Source organism: Sphaerisporangium melleum (assembly GCF_014646695.1).
GTDB classification, from domain to species: domain Bacteria; phylum Actinomycetota; class Actinomycetes; order Streptosporangiales; family Streptosporangiaceae; genus Sphaerisporangium; species Sphaerisporangium melleum.
On the sequence record NZ_BMNT01000003.1, the window covers coordinates 172,623 to 189,322 of the forward strand.

Genomic DNA, 16,700 nt, shown 5'->3' on the forward strand with positions numbered 1-16,700 from the left:
GTGATCTCGTCGCCGTCCATGCCCCACCCCTCTCAGCCCGCCGCCGACTCTCCGCCTCACCCGGGACACCCGCTCCTGGCCGCCAGATACTCCGTGAGTGGCGGGACCGCGGCGGGCGGGGCCGCGGGGGACGCCGCTACCGGGCCATCTGACGATGCTGTACGACGACCCGCCGAACTGGTTCCCGGGGACGGCCGAGCAGGACCGGATCTGCCGTTCAGCCACCGGTCGCCCGGTCCCGTCGGGCGGTCGCCGGTCCCAGGACGCGCACGGGCGGGCGCGCATCAGGAGCTCCCCAGGATGGACAGGACGGTGCGCACGGCGGGGGCCGCGCGGTCATCGTCCACCTCGGCCGCGGTCGCGCCCCGCGCCTCACCTGAGGCGACCCGGCCACCGATGGCCCGGCGCTCGGGCGGCGCGAACGCGGCGAACGTGCGGCGTAGCAGCGGAAGGACGTCCACGAACGCCTCGTCGCCGAGCTCGGTCAGCCAGGTGTCGACCAGGCCGAGCAGAGCGGCGTCATGGACGAGCAGCAGGCCGCTGCCGGACAGGAACCCCTCCACCCAGGCCGCCGCCTGTGCCGGCGGATTGCCCGCCGACATGGCACGGGACATGCGCACGGCGACCTCCTCGGCCGGGATGGTGGCCGCGTCCAGCAGGATGCGGGTCAGCCGTCCGGCGATCAGGCCGTGCGGGTCGCGGCGTCCGGCGACCCCGCGCAGCGCCGCCAGCCAGCTCTCTCTGCCGGACTCCAGCAGCCCCACCGCGGCGTGGACGGAGTCGACGTGGTGGAGCAACGCGCGGGCGGCGTCGTCGTCCAGCCCGGTCACCGCCGCGGGGAACCCGGCGCAGATGCGGGTCAGCAGCGACTCGACGATCGCCGCGAGCCCCGCCGCCGGGGTGCCGCGCACGTCGCCGTACCGCTGCGTGCGCACCAGGGCGGGGAGGGCCGCCATCAGGTGGGTGACGTCGCTGTCGAGGGCAGCCCTCGCCGAGATGGCGGCCAGCACCTCGGGCAGGGCCTCGGGCAGGCCGGCGAGCAGGCACCGCTCGGCCACCCCGGTCAGCTCGGCCAGCGTCGTCGCCGGCCGGGCGGCGCGGGCCGCGGTGCCGGGCGTGGCATGGCGGGCCCGCGGCGCCCGCCCGGTGCCGAGGTCGACCAGCTCGCGCACCCGCGCGGTCGCCGCGGCAGGCACCGTGGTGCCGTACGCGCCGGCCTCGATGAGGTCGATGTCGAACTCGGGGCGCCACTGGAGGGTCCAGGACTCGCGGAAGGTGCCCTTGCCGCGCGCCTCACGCGTCGTCCCCCAGTCGATGCCGATCAGGGCGAGCCGGTGGAGCAGGCGGCTGCGGTCGAGGTGGAGGGGCTTACGCAGGTCCAGATCGAGGTCGCGTTCGATCGCCTCCGGCCGGAGCGTCAGCCGCCGCTGCCGGTCGCGCAGGTCACGCTGGAGGGGGACCATCGGAGTGCTGTCGGGGACCCGGCCGAGACGCTCGCCGACCACCATGCGCCGTTGGATGAGCTCCACCGGCAGCTCGTCGCCCTCGCAGAGCACCGCCCGGATCGCCTCGGTCACCTCGCTCAGCCCGGCCAGCGGCCGGCCCCGGACGGCGGCCAGGCCATGGGCCAGCCGCACACCCTCGATGACGTGAGCGGAGGAGACCGGAAGGTCCTCCTCGCGCAGCACCTCGGCGGCAGCGGCCAGCCAGCGCTCCACCGGCCGGTCGGGAACGCGGAACAGGTGGTCGTACCAGCCGGGCGAGGTGATGCCCGCGCCGTAGCCGCTGCGGGACGCAAGGCGCCCGTATGTCCAGGGGACCCAGGTCATCTCCACCTTGACCCTGGGCAGGCCACGCAGGAGGCGGTCGTCGGGCGCGGCGGGGCCGAGCTCGCGCAGCGCCGGCACGTGCCAGGCGCCGCAGACGACGGCCACCCTGTCGTACCCCTGCTTGAGGGCGGCCCTGATGGTCTTGCGCATGTACGCCTCGCGGCGCGCCTCGTGCCCGTGCGGGACGTAGCCCTCCCTGACCGCCGCCATCGCCTCGGCGATCACCTCGAACGGGGTGTCGCCGCGGTGCTCGACGACGTCCTCCCACCACCGCTCCGGATCGTCGTATCCGCCGGCCTTGGCCAGCTCACCGATGGGGTCGAGCGGCATCCACACCTCTGCGTCGTCGCCGTCCCCCTGAGCCGGCCCGGCTCCCCCGGCCTCGTCGAAGGCGTCGGCCGCCGGCTCCCCGGACGCCGGAGCCCTTGCGGAGGACTGGGCGACCACCTCGTCCTCATCGCGCCCACCACCCCCCGGCTCGTCCGGCAGATCAAGGCCGCGACCAGGGAGCCGTCCAGGGCCCGCGGCGGCTCCGGGAGCGGCGGCGCCTGAACCAGGGACGGAGTCGGGCACGGCACCGGGATCGAAAGCCGAGCCCGGAGCAGGAGCAGGGCTCTGCGCAGCGGCGCCCGGAGCAGGAGCCGAGCGGGGCTCGACGCCAGGAGCCAGGCCGGAACCAGGAGCAGGGCCAGGACCAGGAGCCAGGCCGGGACCAGGAGCCGGACCGGGACCAGGAGCGGGGCCAGGACCAGGAGCCGGACCAGGACCAGGAGCAGGGCCGGGATCAGGGGCGGAGTCGGTGTCGGGACGGGACGCGAGGCCGTGCGCGGCGGGCAGGTCGCAGAAGCGGACAGGGATGCCTGCGCGGATGGCGTACCGGATCGCCTGCCATTCCGGAGAGAACGCCGCGAACGGCCAGAAGGCGGCTCGGGACGGCTCGCCGGGCACGTGGGCCAGCAGGGCGACCGGAGGCTCCATGCCCGGGTCGGCGGCGAGGGCCACCAGCGGGTCGGCCTCGGGCGGCCCCTCGATGAGCACGATGCCGGGCCGCAGCCGCTCCAGCTCGGCCAGCAGTGCCCTGGCCGACCCCGGCCCGTGGTGCCGGACGCCGAGCACCACGACCGCCGGATCGGCCATGCCCCCTTTCCCTCCCCCGCCCCGCCGCGCCAGGGCCGCCGTCCGTTCGGTCACGCCACCGGCGGGCCCGGGCTCCGGCGTAGCGGCCTGCGCGGAAGCCGCTGCGCCCCGCGCACTCCTCGGCGTGGCGGCCGGAGCGGAACCGGTCACGACTCCCACGGTCCCCGGCGCGATATCCGTGGCATGACCCGGGACGACTCGCGCGGGTCTCGGTGTGACGGGCGGCGAATCGCGGAGTGCGGGGGTGGGTGCCGAGTCCGGGGAACGGCCGGGTGGGGCGGTGGTGTGGTCAGGAGACATCGCGGCAGGCCCGGTAGAAGTCGCGCCAGTCGGGGCGCTCACGGACGACGGTCTCCAGGTATTCCTGCCAGACGACGCGGTCGGACACCGGGTCCTGGACGACGGCGCCGACGATGCCGGCCGCGATGTCCCCGGGCCGCAGCACGCCGTCACCGAAGTGGGTGGCGAGGGCGATGCCGCTGGTCACCACCGAGATGGCCTCGGCGGTGCTGAGCGTGCCGCTGGGTGACTTCACCGTCGTGCGGCCGTCGGTGGTCGTCCCGGAGCGCAGCTCGCGGAACACCGTCACCACCCGCCGGATCTCCTCAAGGCCCCCCGCGGCGGGCAGTTCGAGCGACCGGCCGAGCTGGGCGACCCGCCGGGAGACGATCTCGACCTCCTCCTCGGCGCTGGCCGGGACGGGCAGCACGACGGTGTTGAAGCGCCTGCGCAGGGCGCTGGACAGCTCGTTGACGCCGCGGTCGCGGTCGTTGGCGGTGGCGATGACGTTGAACCCCCGCGACGCCTGCACCTCTTCGTTGAGCTCGGGGATCGGCAGTGTCTTCTCCGACAGGACGGTGATCAGGGCGTCCTGCACGTCGGAGGGCATGCGGGTGAGTTCCTCCACCCGGGCGACGCGTCCCTCGGCCATGGCCCGCATCACCGGGCTCGGGGTCAGCGCGTCGCGGGAAGGCCCTTCGGCGAGCAGTCTCGCGTAGTTCCAGCCGTACCTGATGGCCTCCTCGGCGGTGCCGGCCGTGCCCTGCACCAGCAGTGTCGAATCACCGCTGACGGCCGCGGCGAGGTGCTCCGACAGCCAGGTCTTGGCGGTGCCGGGAACGCCGAGCAGCAGCAGCGCCCGGTCGGTGGCGAGCGTGGCCACGGCCACCTCGACGATGCGTCGCGGGCCGATGTACTTGGGGGTGATCTCCCGGCCGTCGCCGAGGAGATAGGTGGTCACCGCCCAGGGGGACAGCCGCCAGCCGGGTGGCCGCGGCCGGTCGTCCGACTTGGCCAGGACGGCCAGCTCGTCGGCGTACAGATCTTCCGCGTGCGGGCGCAGAACGGTCATGACGGGTTCAGCTCGCTCTCGCGTGGTCGGCCATAGTGACGAAGCCCGCCCTCAGCGAACAGGACGAGCAGGACGAAGAACGGCCCGGCGTCGCGGGCGACACAGGCAGGATCGGAGGGTTTCGGCGGGTCACGGGCGGGGCTCCAGCTCGGCGAGCATGTCGGAACGGAACCGCAGGGTGGCGGCGACCTCCTGGACCGGCGGCTCGGCGGACCACCGCGCCGCGATCTCGTGGTACGCCGGGTCCACCCGCTCGCCGGCCAGCCGCACCAGCTCGCCGAGGTTCCACGGCTGGCGCTCCACCGTGTCGAGAATCTTCGCGAGGACGGCCTTGGCCAGGGCCGCGCCCCATGGCGCGGGGACACCGCCGAGCATCATGATCAACTGGCCGTCGACGGGCTGGTCGCGCACCAGCTCGGCCGCCTTGCCGGCGCGTTCCTCAGGGGGCAGCACTGTCAGCAGGTCGGTCAGCGGCTCGACGGCGAACAGCGCTCTCGCCCAGGTCGGGTCGTTCTGCAGCACCGCCGCCCGCTCCCAGCCCAGCCTGACCTCGCGCGACCACTCACCGGTGTTGAGTGCGACGATCTGCTTGGCGGTGCGGCCGAAATGGCCGGTCCAGAAGGCGAGCGGGGTGTGCGCGACGACCTGCTGGAGCCACCAGCTGCGCCGGCCGGTGCCGCCCGGAGGCCGCGGGCGGACGCCGTCGCGTTCCATGGCGGCGTCGCAGTCGGCCGGCGGCTCGGCGGCCAGCCGGTCACCGGACAGTCGCAGGCACCGCCCGGCGCGCTCGGCCATCCGGTGGCCGAGGCGGGAGTCGGGCAGCCGGGTGAGCAGGTCGGCGGCCTGGCTCCTGACCTCGCGCCGCCGGTCGTCCAGCGCGGCCTCCAGGAACGGCTCGTCCGCCATCGACAGGCCCTCGGCCATCGCGTGGACGAACGCCGCCCGGTCTTCGGGGGCCTCGGCCTCCCATCCGCGTCGCAGCAGTGCCCGCGCCGCGGCCGGATCGCCGGCCCGCAGCCTGCGCAGGTAGGCGATGCGGTCGCCCCTGGTGCCGAACTCCCAGAGCGGATGGACCGGCACGCTTCGCACCTCCTCCGGCTCACCGGCCGCCCCTTCCGGCCCGGCACCGGCCGCTGCGGGCTCCCCCGGCCCGCCGGAACCCCCCTCCGGCCCGCCCGAGCCCGTCGCCGACGCCTCCGGTCCACCCGGGTCTTGTGCCGGCCTCCCGGGATCGTCGGCCGGCGTCCTCCGTCCAGGGCCGCCGGAGCCGGCCCTCGGCTCGCCCGCGCCGCCGGGCCGCGCCGATCCGCCGGCGGGTGGCGTGGCACGGCGCTCGGCGGCTCCGGCCACCTCCGACAGGTCTGCGGCATGCTCGCCGGTGGCGAGATGGGTCGAGACCTCCTCCAGGAGGTAGGCCCAGGCGGTGTTGAGGGAGGCGAGCCACCGACCGCGGGCCCCGGCCAGCACGCCGATCGGCGGTCGGAGCGACCGGTCGCGAACGCCCTGGTCGAGCACCTCGGGGAGCACCTTGGCCGGCAGGCGATATCCGCGCGCGGCGGCGGCCTCCAGCCACTCCGGCAGCAGCCGCGGGTGCTCACCACCGAGGATGCGCGCCACGCGCTCGCCCGCGGCCCCTGGCAACGGCGGCTGCTCCTCGGGTGGCGCGACGGGCAGCGGCTCGCCCCTGTGCAGCCGCCACCCCGCGCGCGCCCCGGCCGTGTGCGCCGCGGCCCGGCCCAGCAGATCGGGCATCGGGCGCCGGTCGGTGCCGACCAGCGCCGCGGACACCAGTCGCTCCCACTCGTCGGCCGTGATCACAGCACCACCACCTGCCCTTCTCCGTCCCAGACTGTGAGGGGACGCAGCCCGTAAGGAGTCCACTCGGCGGCGACGGTGACCGGACGGCCCCCTGACACCGCCAGCAGCCGCCACGGGACACCGCCGGAGGGGTGCAGCGGCATCCCGGCGGCCTCGCCGCGCATGGCGTCACCCTCGCCCGCCGCAGCGACCGAACCGGCGGCGGCGCCCGCACCGCGGACCACCGTCGCGCCGATGTCATCGCCCGTGCGGTGGACCCCGGCCGCGCCGGCGTCGTGACCCGCACGATGGACCGCCGCGGCGTCGGTCAGCAGCCAGCCGGCCGGTGACCGCGCGGGGACGACGTCGCCGAGCACGACCGGCCAGGAATCCAGCCATGGGTCCGCCGCCAGTGCGGCGGCGATCTCGGCCGGCGCCGCCGCTGCCGCGCATCCCGGCGGGGGCCCGAGCGCCATGGTCCGATGCCGGACGGCGACCAGGGCGCGCAGCGGCGCGGCGCCCGGGTAGAACGCCAGGCCGGCGTCCACGGTGGTGCCGGTGACCAGCGATGCGTCGAGGGCGTGGCCCGGCGGGGCGAACGACAGCACCAGGGCGGGCCTGCCGGTGTCGTGCCCGCGCAGCCACACCCTGCGGGAGACGAGGCGGTCCTGCTCGTCGTCACGGACGCCGAGCACGTGCCAGCGGTCACGGACGACCGGCCCGGCGAGCACCTCCTCGCGAGAGGTGGGGAAGCCGACGCGCGACCGGATCGTGTCACGCAGCGGCGCGGGCAGCTCGCCCGCCCGGCGGTAGCCCACCGCGAGCAGGTGAAGCAGGCCGTACTCACCGAGCAGACGGGCGGGCCAGTCTTCCTCGGCGAGCAGGCGGGGCAGCCGGGAGACGACCACCGCGACGCCGGGCGCCTGCGCGTCGACCAGCCGCCTGGCGAGCTCCTCCCACTGGGTGGGAGCGTCACGCCGCGCTCCGGCCAGCCCGTGCCCGATCTGGTCGGCCAGCCAGCGCTCCAGCTCGGATAGGCCGGCGGCGACCCGCTGCTCGCGCTGGGCGGCCCGCCGCGCCGCCTCGCCGCCATCGGCGGCCGGAACGGCCGCGCCCCTGCGGCCGGCGCCGCGGGCACCACCGGCCCGGTCGAGGGGGTCATGGCGATCACCGCGCGCAGGGCGGTCGTGGCGATCGTCGTTGAGGTCGTGGCGGTCGCTCACGGTGACTCCGGAATCGCCCGCCACCAGGCCGTGACCAGGGGCGTCGCCCGAAGCGCCAGGCTCCGCCGAGACCGAGGGCGCGACGCCGCGGGCGCCGGCGGCCCTGGCTCGGCGCTGCGCCAGCCATTCGGTGACCCAGCCGGGCGAGGCGCCGGCGGCGGGCACGCCGTCGGCCGACCACAGCAGCAGCAGGCCGAGCGCGTGCTTGCAGGGGAACTTGCGGCTCGGGCAACTGCACCGGTATGCGGTCTCGCCCAGGTCGACGCAGGCGCGGTAGGGCGTGGCGCCGCTGCCCTCGCACTCACCCCAGAGCACGTCGGGCATCACCCCCATGCCCGACCACTTCGCCGGTGTGCTCATGCTCTGCGCGCCCTTCTGGGAGGAGGCGTCGGGGGCGAGCGCGAGCACGTGTTCACGGCTCCAACGTTCGATCACACACGGCACACTAGCGACGGCCTCCGACAAAAACCGGGCCGTGATCAGGGCCGGGAATACCTCGCGTTCGGCGGGTACGAGACTGCCACGACCCTTCTGCTAGGAGTGACATGAGCCTCGTGTGGGAGCAAGTGGTGATAGACGCGGCCGACCCGGTCAAGCTCGGCGCGTGGTGGTGCAAGGCGCTCGGCTGGACGGTGGTGAACGACGCCGAGAACGAGTACGAGATCCGGCTGGCTCCGGACATCCTGCCGGGGTTGATCTTCACACCGGTGCCGGAGGAGAAGAAGGTGAAGAACCGGTTGCACCTGGACTTCCGGCCGCAGGACCAGCGAGCCGAGGTCGAGCGGCTGCTGGCGCTCGGCGCCCGCCCGGCCGACGTAGGGCAGCAGGACGAGCCGTGGGTCGTGCTCGCCGACCCGGAGGGCAACGAGTTCTGCGTCCTCGGCCCCCGTCCCGCCTGACCGAGGAAACCGCCGCACGAGTTCCGGCCGCGCATTTCGCGGTCTCGACGACCACGCTCGACGGCCGGTGACGGCCCTCGGGGGGATCGGCGGTGGGCGAGGCCGGCCGAGCGGAGGTGGCGCAACGTCCATCCGCGGCCGGGTGGCGGCGGTGAACAGTTCGGCCGCCCGCCGGTACGACAACCGGCCACGCCCGGTCACCGGGCAGCGGTCCCGGCCTGAGGTGCCGGCCCCGGCCCGATGGCGGGTGAGCAACAGGGGCCCGGTGGTACGGCCGAGCAGGAGCAGCGGCAGAAGCCGGGCCGTTCCCGGGCCCCAGCGCGGGCCCGGTGTCCCGCGGATCCGCCTGCCCGCCAGGTCGAGGTCGTCCACGTCGAGCGCGAGCACCCGTTCGACGGGGGCACCGGTCTCGTACAGCAGGTGCCAGCACGCCTGCCCGTGCGGCTACAGGAGCCGCACGGGACGGTCAGGTCACCGTGCTGATTCCCGGTACCGGACAGAGCATCTCCTGCTCGGCCCTGAACTTCTTCGAGGCGTGCCAGTCGACCGTTTCACCCGGGGGGACCTTCACCAACGCCTGGGCGTAATCCAGCGTCGTCGCCTGGGTCGTGGTGAAGAACACGACGATCTTGTAGGTCACCGGTTTGCCCCCGGGGTTCCTGGCGGTTCCCCTGGCCTCCCATCCGCCGGGCATCGCCGCGCACTTCGTCAGCGCGACGTTCCTGCGGACCTCCGGATCGTTCGCGATCTTCTTCGGCAGCGGGTTGGCCTGGGCATTCACCCCCACCGGTGGTTCCTGCGGCCGCGCGGGCGGCTTGGGCGCAGCGTGCTCGCCAGATGAGGAACATCCGGCCAGGGTGCAGACCAGCGTGGCGGCCGTCAGCGCCAGCGCGGTGGTCGCGCCTGCCGCCGAAAGCGGAGTATGTCGTGTCACTGCACAGCTCCCGCGATATCGACTGAATCGTTGCGAATGTTCGATCGACCGGCGGACGACCCCGCCATTTCCGCCGGAACGCTCGTATCCCAATCCGCGCGAGGGCCGCCGTGGAACCGGGGGGAAACGTGATTCCCTTTCCACGCGGCGGTCGATGCCATATCGGCCACGAGCCTAGGGACGCCCCCTGCGACCAGCGTCGCGCACCGCCGACGAACGGCGGTCATTTGATGAAGGCTTTTGCCAGGCCATGGCGGCCGTTCCGGCCTCGGGCGCCGCAGAAAGGCCCATTCGGCGCCCGCACCCGCGGTGCTCCATTTCCGGGCCGGCCGCGAGTCGTCCCGCGGCATCCGGAGAGCGGGGCAGGCCCGGGCGGAGCGGCGGCCGGGCGGAGCGGGCCGAGGGCCGCGGCGGGTTCGGTCCCCCGCCGCGGCCACGCCCGTCAGCGGTCCTCGTGGTGCCGGGGCCCGTGGTGGTGCTGATGCCGGGACTTCTTCCCTGCTACGCGAACGGTCACCGTCGCCTCGCCGGACCTGGCGTCCGCACAGCAGTAGGCCTCGGCCGTGGCGACCGTGGTATCGACGATGGACTTCGCCTTCAGGTCGCCCCGCTTCACCACGTATCCGGCGGTACATCTCATCGACCGGCCGGGCTCCAGGCTGACGTCGGGGCAGTCCACCGGGGGCCTGGCACGAGAGCCGGAGAAGGCGACCGACTCCACCGCGATGTCGGTGAGCGTGACGTTGCCGGTGTTGGTGACCAGGTACGAGTAGTCGAGCCGGGTGCCCGCCTTGTGGACGATGCCCGGATCGGCCGTCGTGACCAGGGTCAGCGACGGGCTGACCGTGACCGTGACCGTCGCGGTCGAGGTGTCGGAGATCACGGCCGCCCCGGATGGATCCAGGCCCGAGGCCCTCGCCCGGTTGGTGATCGTGCAGGCGTCCATGTCGGCCTGCGTCACGGTGTACGTCCACGTACAGGTGGCCGAGCCTCCCGGCGCCAGGCTGTCCACCTCGCAGCCGATCGATCTCTGCGTTCCCGTGCCGGCGATGTCGGTGTCCATCACGGTGAGACCGCTCACGGTCACGTTGCCGGTGTTGGTGATGGTGTAGTGGTACGTCACCGTGTCACCGGCCGCCGTCACCGTCGTGGGGTCGGCCGTCTTGACCAGTGTGAGGCCGGGGGCCCGCGGTGCGGTCACCGACGCGGCGGACGGCAGGGAGGTGACCGCCGGCCCCTCCGGCGGATCGCCGGAGACGGTCGCGGTGTTCACGATCCTCCCCGCGTCGATGTCCGCCTGCGTCGTCGTGTACGTCCCGGTACACCTCATCTGCTGTCCCGGGGTCAGCGCCGTCCCGTCACATCTGATCATCGGCTTGGACCCCGAGCCCGAGAACGAGGTGTCCTGCACGCTCACGTTCGTGATGGTGACGTTCCCGGTGTTGGTCGCCAGGTAGGAGTAGGCGACCGTCTCGCCCGCCGCCGACACCATGCGAGGTTCGGCCGACTTCACCAGTGACAGGGACGGGCTCGCGGTGGCCTGGACCGTCGCGGTCGAGTCGTCGGAGGTGACGAGTTCGCCCGACTGCAGCCTTCCGGAGGCCGTCGCGGTGTTCACGATCCTCCCCGCGTCGACGTCGGCCTGCGTCGTCGTGTAGGTCCCGGTACACGTCATCGGCCGTCCCGGCGTCAGCGTCGTCCCCTCACACCTGATCTCCGGCTTGGGCCCGGTGCCGGAGAAGACCCGGTCCGTGACGCTCACGGCCGTCAGCGTCGTGTTGCCCAGGTTGCCCACCTGATAGGTGTAGGCGACCGTCTGCCCGGCGGCCGTCACCGTCGCCGGGTCGGCCGTCTTCAGCAGCGACACGCCCGGGTCCTCCGGCGCGGTCACCGTCGCCGTCGACGGCTGCGAGGTGACCGCGGGCCCCTCCGGCGGAGTGCCGGAGGCCACCGCGGTGTTCACGATCGACCCCGCGTCGACGTCGGCCTGCGTCACCGTGTACGTCGCCGTACACGTCGTCGACCGCCCCGGATCCAACTCCGTCGCCCGGCACGTGATCACCGGTCGCGTCCCCGTGCCCGAGAACGAGGTGTCCCGCGCCCTCACGTTCGTGAGGGTGACGTTCCCGGTGTTGGCCACCAGGTAGGTGTAGGCGACCGTCTGCCCGGCCGACGTCACCGTCGCCGGGCCGGCCGTCTTCAGCAGCGACACGCCGGGCGCGGGCGTGGTGCCGACGGTCGCCGCCGACGGGTCCGACGTCACCGGCCGGTCCGAGGGCGACGTACCCGAAGCGGTGGCGGTGTTCTTGATCGACCCCGCGTTGATGTCCACCTGCGTCGTCGTGTACGTCCCGGTACAGGTGGTCTGCTGCCCCGGCACCAGCGTCGTCACCGGGCAGGAGATCACCGGTCGTGTCCCCGAACCCGAGAACGCGGCGTCTTTGGCACCGACGTTGATCAAGGTGCTGTTCCCGGTGTTGGTGACCAGATAGGAATAGGTGATCGTCTGGCCCGCCGCCGACACCGAGGACGGGTCGGCCGTCTTCAGCAGCGACACACCCGGATCCTCCGGCGCGGTCACCGTCGCCGTCGACGGCTGCGAGGTGACGGCCAGGCCGGACGGCGCGACGCCGACGGCGATCGCGGTGTCCACGATCGTCCCCGCGTCGACGTCGGTCTGCGTCACCGTGTACGTCCCGGTACAGGTGGTCGTCTGCGCGGGACGCAGCGTCGTCAGCGGGCAGGTGACCAACGGCGGCGTTCCCGTGCCGGAGAAGGCGATGTCGGTGGCGCCCACGCCCGTCACCGTCGTGTTGCCGGTGTTGACGATCTTGTAGGAGTAGGTCACCCGCTGGCCGGCCGCCCCGATGGACGTCGGGGCGGCGGTCTTGCCCAGCGACAGGCCGGGCGTCGCCGGCGCGACCACCCGCGCCGTCGAGGGCTCGGAGTGGATCGCCGGACCGGTCGGCGGCGTGCCCGAGGCCACCGCCGTGTTCAGGATCGCCCTGCTGTCGACGTCGGCCTGCGTCACCGTGTAGGTGCCGGTGCAGGTGACCGCCCGCCCGGGCTGCAGCGGCGCGGCCGGGCAGGTGACCACCGGTCGCGGCCCGGTGCCGGTGAAGACGGTGTCGGCCGCGGTGATCCCGGTCAGCGTGACGTTGCCGGTGTTGGTGACCTGGTAGGAGTAGGTCACCGTCTGACCGGCGGTCGTCACCACGCTCGGGTTGGCCGACTTGGCCAGCGTCATCCCCGCGGTGACCGTGCTGGTGACGGCCGCGGTCGAGACGTTGGACCCGGTCAGCGCGCCCGAGGGCTGCGTGCCGGAGGCGGTCGCGGTGTTCACGATCGACCCCGCGTCGATGTCCGCCTGCGTCGTCGTGTACGTCGCGGTGCACGTCGTCCGCTGTCCCGGGGGCAGCGTCGCGACCGGACAGGCGATCGCCGGCGGCGTGCCGGTGCCGGAGAAGGTCTGGTCGGACACCGTGAGGTTCGCGAGCGTCACGTTGCCGGTGTTGGTGACCTGGTAGGAGTAGGTCACGGTCTGGCCGGCGGCCGTCACCGTGGCGGGGCTCGCCGACTTGACCAGGTTGAGCGAGGAACCCGCCGGCGCCGTCACCCGGGCCGTCGAAGCGTTCGAGTTGACGGCCGGGCCCGTGGGCGGGGTGCCGGAGGCGATCGCGGTGTTGGTGATCTCTCCCGCGTCGATGTCCGCCTGCGTCACCGTGTACGTCCCCGTGCACGTCGTCCGCTGGTCCGGGTCCAGAGTCGTCGCCGGACAGGTGATCACCGGCGGCGTGCCCGTGCCGGAGAAGGACAGGTCCGTGGCCCGGATGCCGGTGAGCGCCACGTTGCCGGTGTTGGTCACCTCATAGGAGTAGGTCACCGTCTGACCGGCTGCCGTCACCGTGACCGGGCTGGCCGACTTCACCAGCGCCACGGCGGCGATCTGATCCGCGCCGACCGTCGTGGTGGACGGCGGAGAGGTGATCGCCGGCCCGGTCGGCGGTGTGCCGGTGGCCCGCGCGACGTTGACGATCGACCCGGCGTTCATGTCGGCCTGCGTCACTGTGTACGTCCCGGTACACGTCGTCTGCTCCCCCGGCGCCAGCCCGGTCACCGGGCAGGTGACGACCGGCGGCGCCCCGGTGCCCCGGACGATGACGTCGGCCACGCTCAGGCCGGTGATCGTCACGTTACCGACGTTGGTCACCCGGTAGGAGTAGGTGACCGTCTGACCTGCCGCCGTCACGGTGGCCGGCTTTGCGGACTTCAGCAGTGCCAGGCCGGGGATCGACTGGGTGGTGACCGTCGCGGTGGACGGCTCCGAGGTGACGGCCGGACCTGTCGGCGGCGTGCCGGACGCGGTCGCGGTGTTCACGATCGGCCCCGCGTCGATGTCCGCCTGCGTCACCGTGTACGTCCCGGCGCAGGTCGTCGTCGCCTGGGGTGCCAGCGTGGTCACCGGGCAGGTGATCCTCGGTCGCGTTCCGGTGCCCGAGAACGCGGTGTCCCGCGCGCTGATGTTCGTCAGCGTCACGTTGCCGGAGTTGTGAACCTCGTACGAGTAGGTGATCGTCGCACCGGCGGCCGTCGCCGTGGCCGGACTCGCCGTCTTCAGCAGCGACAGGCTCGGCGCGCCTGTCGTGGTCACCGTCGCCGTGAAGGGATTGGAGTCGATCGCCGGGCCGCTCGGCGGGGTGCCGGAGGCGACCGCGGTGTTCACGATGGACCCCGCGTCGATGTCCGCCTGGGTCACGGTGTACGTCCCGGTGCACGTCGTCTGCTGCCCCGGGGTCAGCGTCGTCACCATGCAGGTGACCACCGGCGGTGGCTCCGTGCCGGAGAAGTTCGTGGTCCGTACGTTCACACCCGTGAGGGTGGTCTGGCCGGTGTTGGTGACCTGGTGCGAGTAGGTGATGACCTGGCCCGCGGCCGTCACCGTGGTCGGCGAAGCCGTCTTCAGCAACGCCAGCGACGACACCTGCTGGGGGACCACGATCGACGTCTCGGCCTGCGTGGTTCCCGGCTCCTCCGGTGTGTCCGCGCTCGCGTAGGTCGTGGTCGCGGTGTTGGTCACCGTCGAACCGGCCGCCTGCGCCGTCACCGTCGCACGGAAGGTCACCGAGGTGGACTGCCCGACCGCCAGGGTGCCGCCCGCGAACGGGGTCGCCCCGGTGCCGAGGAACACGGTGACCTCGTTGCCGACGAACTGGCCCTGGTCATCTCCCACGGCGTCGGTCTTGGGGCCCGCGTTGGGTCCGGAGACCACGTCGATGGACTCGGGCACATAGGCCATGCCGGCGGGGACGAGATCGGTCAGCACCACGTCGATGGCGTTGTCGTCTCCGGTGTTGGTCGCGGTCATCGTGTACTCGACGACCGCACCGGGCACAGGGTCTCCCCCGCCCACCACGCGGGCCGTCTTGGTGAGCCGGATGCCGGCCTGGTGCAGGTCGATCTGGGTGTAGAGGGCGTGCGGCCAGTACGCGTCCCCCGAGGTGCTGAAGGTGAACTGGGCGGAGGTGTCGTCGTTGCGGAACGCCGGGGAGGCGTCGATGATGTTGGAGTCGTAGCCCAGGGTGTTGGTGTAGGTGGGGTTGCGGGTCGTCACCTGGCTGCCCAGGGTGGCGATGGTGGAGTTGAAGAAGTTGTCGGCGGGGTGGAGCGCGTCGCTCAGCGTCGTCCTCGGCCCGTTGACGGTCTTGACGGTCAGCGAGTCACCGGTGATGTTGTTGTCGCCGTCATAGGTGATCTCTCCGAGGTTGGCCTTCACCGCTCCGGTGATGGGCGTCTGGAACCCGGACAGGGTGATGGTCGTGGGCGCCGTGTTGGGCTGCTGGTAGAGGAAGCCGTCGAAGATGGCGATGTTGCGCAACGGCAGGGTCGCGTCCCGGTAGGCGACCACGAGCGACCAGCCGCCGAAGGCGCCCAGACCGTCGACGCCCCGCGCCGCCTGCACGTTCGCCACCGTGTACGTGCCCGGGCCCGCGGCGGCCACCAGCGAGGTCACGTCCGCCGACGCCCCGTACACGATCCCGTTCGCGGTGACGCCGTCGGGGGTGGAGCCGGAGTCGCCCCGCGCGGCGGTGATCGTCTCGTAGCCGGTCCCCCTCGGTGCCTTGATCAGCACCTGGTCGCGCAGGTCGATGGCGGGCGCGAAACGGTTGCCCGCCGGCAGGCCCCGGGTGTCGGTCGTGGTCTGGCCGCGCCCGCCCCAGAAGAGCCGCGCGTAGGCGATCTGCGCGCGGGGCGGGACGATCAGGTCTGCCGTGCTGGAGTCGAAGGTCGAGGAGTCGCCATCCACGTCGATGTAGGTGGCGGCGACGTTGTTGTTGCCCCGGCCGTTCCGGCGGGTCAGGCAGTCCGAGACCTCGGGCGGATAGCAGGTGACCACCGCGTTCCCCGCCCGGGTCACCGCGCCGTGGTAGTCGTCCGCGTAGCGCTGCGAGAACGGGATCGGCGCCCGCTGGGCCACGGGCCGCACGGCCCGCGCCTCCGGCTGCTTCGCCACCGCGCCGGACGACGCTCCCGGCTCAGCCGGTGAACGCTCCTGCGGTCGCTCGCCCTTGCCCTCCGGGCCGGTCTCGGGCGCCGCGCCTTCCGGAGCGCTCGCCGCCGCACCCGGCTTCGCGGTCGTGCCGGAGGCGGCGGTCGGACCGGGCTTCACGGTCGGACCGGGAGTGGTGGCATCGGGCTGCACAGTGGAACCCGCCGTGGCGGACGCATCAGGCGTGGCGGTCGCACCGGGCTTGGCGGTCGCACCGGGCGTGGTGTCCGCCGTGGCCTCCGGATCGGCCGCCGGCCCACCGGTGGTCTCGGTACGGACGACCGCGTCGGGACAGGTCCGCGAGGCGCGGGCGCCGACCACCGGGATGGACATCCGCTCCTCGGGCATCGCGACCGCGAACCGGAAGGCCGCGCTCTCCCCCGGGGCCAGATCGCCCGTCCAGCGCAGCAGGGGTTTCTCGAAGCTCAACCTGCCCGAACCGGCCCAGGTCTCTCCGGCGATCCGCTGCCCCGGCACCGTGGTGAGGTCCTCGGCGAAGGTCGCGCCCTCCGCGTCGGCGCCTCCGGTGTTCACCACGCCGACCGTGATGATCGCCTGGTCCCCGTCACGCCGGATGTCATGCGTCAGCCGCAGTGCAGGGCCCGTACGTTCCGGACCACACTCGACGATGAACGAGGGACTCGTCGGGGTCGCGGCGGATGCGGCGTACACCATCGGCCCGAGACCGACGGCACACGTCAGCAATCCCACCAGACCGCTTCTGAGACAACATCTACCCGCATATTTCCGCACCAGCACGCCACCCTCCCGGACATATCCCGGTACACATCGCCGAGGTCATATCGGGGGGAGACGATTCGTCCGCCGAGGGCACCACGCCTTGTCCGTCGGCGGCGAGCCGGCCGGCTCACCACCAGGTCGAACAGCATTCACCGGGGCAGGACATCCAGAGGCTAACAGTCCGCCCAACGGCGACCGGCTCTCGAAACGACGGGGGGAACGGCTGAATACGGCCAGGAATT

At 73.1% G+C, this 16,700-nt stretch carries 7 protein-coding genes; 1 reads left to right on the forward strand and 6 read right to left on the reverse strand.

The window, feature by feature from the left end:
* Window positions 1-284 precede the first annotated feature (284 nt).
* The 4 genes from IEY93_RS03800 to IEY93_RS37805 form a co-directional block, all read right to left on the reverse strand.
* Window positions 285-2,966 (reverse strand): DUF5682 family protein, encoded by a 2,682-nt coding sequence (locus IEY93_RS03800; protein ID WP_189161521.1) that lies wholly within the window; start codon window positions 2,964-2,966, stop codon window positions 285-287.
* A 289-nt stretch (window positions 2,967-3,255) separates the two neighbouring features.
* The gene (locus tag IEY93_RS03805; protein ID WP_189161522.1) at window positions 3,256-4,317 is read right to left on the reverse strand and encodes an ATP-binding protein; all 1,062 of its coding nucleotides are present in this window, start codon (window positions 4,315-4,317) and stop codon (window positions 3,256-3,258) included.
* A 129-nt stretch (window positions 4,318-4,446) separates the two neighbouring features.
* A complete protein-coding gene (locus tag IEY93_RS03810) occupies window positions 4,447-6,135 on the reverse strand; it encodes a DUF5691 domain-containing protein (RefSeq protein WP_189161523.1) in 1,689 nt (562 codons plus the stop codon).
* The gene (locus IEY93_RS37805) at window positions 6,132-7,772 is read right to left on the reverse strand and encodes an SWIM zinc finger family protein (protein ID WP_372444396.1); all 1,641 of its coding nucleotides are present in this window, start codon (window positions 7,770-7,772) and stop codon (window positions 6,132-6,134) included. The genes IEY93_RS03810 and IEY93_RS37805 overlap by 4 nt, the downstream gene beginning before the upstream one ends.
* A 110-nt stretch (window positions 7,773-7,882) precedes the next feature.
* Here IEY93_RS37805 and IEY93_RS03825 point away from each other — a divergent pair, with 110 nt between their 5' ends.
* Window positions 7,883-8,236 carry a VOC family protein gene (locus IEY93_RS03825; RefSeq protein WP_189161524.1) on the forward strand — a complete coding sequence of 118 codons (354 nt, stop codon included), beginning with the start codon at window positions 7,883-7,885 and terminating at the stop codon, window positions 8,234-8,236.
* Window positions 8,237-8,702: 466 nt separating this feature from the next.
* Here the strand turns inward: IEY93_RS03825 and IEY93_RS03830 are convergent, their stop codons facing one another.
* Together IEY93_RS03830 and IEY93_RS03835 are read right to left on the reverse strand one after the other, a co-directional pair.
* Window positions 8,703-9,170: a hypothetical protein gene (locus tag IEY93_RS03830; RefSeq protein ID WP_189161525.1), complete on the reverse strand. Its 468-nt coding sequence runs from the start codon at window positions 9,168-9,170 to the stop codon at window positions 8,703-8,705.
* A 442-nt stretch (window positions 9,171-9,612) separates the two neighbouring features.
* The gene (locus IEY93_RS03835) at window positions 9,613-16,428 is read right to left on the reverse strand and encodes a beta strand repeat-containing protein (RefSeq protein WP_189161526.1); all 6,816 of its coding nucleotides are present in this window, start codon (window positions 16,426-16,428) and stop codon (window positions 9,613-9,615) included.
* Window positions 16,429-16,700 lie beyond the last annotated feature (272 nt).

Coding starts and splice junctions, on each gene's coding strand:
- IEY93_RS03800 (WP_189161521.1), bottom strand. CDS start 2,966: ATGGCCGATCCGGCGGTCGTGGTGCTCGGCGTCCGGCACCACGGGCCG.
- IEY93_RS03805 (WP_189161522.1), bottom strand. CDS start 4,317: ATGACCGTTCTGCGCCCGCACGCGGAAGATCTGTACGCCGACGAGCTG.
- IEY93_RS03825 (WP_189161524.1), top strand. CDS start 7,883: ATGAGCCTCGTGTGGGAGCAAGTGGTGATAGACGCGGCCGACCCGGTC.